This window comes from Tahibacter caeni, from assembly GCF_024609805.1.
Classification (GTDB): domain Bacteria; phylum Pseudomonadota; class Gammaproteobacteria; order Xanthomonadales; family Rhodanobacteraceae; genus Tahibacter; species Tahibacter caeni.
The window spans coordinates 1-1145 of record NZ_JANFVR010000653.1 but is presented as its reverse complement, the minus strand read 5'-3'; the positions used below and the strand labels follow the sequence as shown (position 1 = coordinate 1145).

Annotated in this window: 1 protein-coding gene; it reads left to right on the top strand. The window is 73.4% G+C overall.

Features of this window, described 5'->3' with window-relative positions:
* Positions 1–1145, top strand: a 1145-nt coding sequence (locus NON22_RS24620; RefSeq protein WP_257389615.1) for a peptide ABC transporter substrate-binding protein, incomplete at both ends; no start/stop codon positions are given.

The window sequence follows — 1145 nt, the reverse complement described above, 5'->3', positions numbered from 1 at the left end:
CCGATGGCCGCGCTGCTGCGGCCGATCGCGAACGCCGCCGCCGTCGGCGCCGGCGCGCAGCCGCCCGAAGCCCTCGGCGTCAGCGCGCCCGATCCGCGCACCGTGCGCATACGCCTGAGCGAGCCGGTCGCGCTGATCGACCGCCTGCTGCTGCCGATCGCGTTTCCGGTCTATCTGCCGGCCGTGGCGCAGTTCGGCGCGCAGCACACGCGGCCCGGCCGGCTCGTCGGCAACGGCGCCTACGTGCTCGGCGCCTGGACGCCGCAGGCCAGCATCGAGCTCGCGCGCAACGCGCAGTTCCATGCCGCCGCCACGGTCGCGATCGAACGCGTGCGCTTCGTCGTGACCGAGGACGCGGCCAGCGAGCTCAAGCGCTTCCAGGCCGGCGACCTGCATCTGACCGAAACCGTGCCGCCGAAACCGCTCGCCGCGCTGCGCGCGCAGTTCGGCGACGCGCTGCGCATCAGTCCGTATCTCGGCAGCTTCTGGCTCGGCCTGAACCTGACGCGGCCGCCGCTGCGCGACGATCCCGACCTGCGCGCCGCGCTCGTGCTCGCGATCGATCGCGACATCCTCACCCGCTACGTGACCGGCCTCGGCGAGCAGCCGGCCTGGAGCGTGGTGCCGCCGGGCGCGCGCGACCACCAACCGCCGCCGGTCGCCGCGGCGCAATGGCCCGCCGCGCAGCGCGAGGCCGCCGCCCGCGCGCGCTATGCGGCGGCCGGCTACGGCGAAGCGCACCCGCTGACCCTGGAGCTGCGCTACAACACCTCGACCGTGCACCGCAAACTCGCGCTGGCCGTCGCGTCGATGTGGCGCCAGGTGCTCGGCGCACGCGTCGTGCTGCGCAACGAGGAATGGAAAGTGTTCGTGCAGAACCGGCGCGCGCGCGTGATCACGCAGGTGTTCCGCGGCGGCTGGATCGCCGACGTCAACGATCCGCTGGATTTCCTCGCGACCTTCTCCGGCGTCGACAATCCGCTGAACACGACCGGCTACGCCGATGCGACGTTCGACGCCCTGCTGCGCGAAGCCGCCGCGCTGCCGTCCGGCGCCGCGCGGCGCGACGCGATCGCCGCGGCCGAAGCGCGCCTGCTCGCCGCCGACGCGGTCGTGCCGATCTACTTCTATACGTCCAAACACCT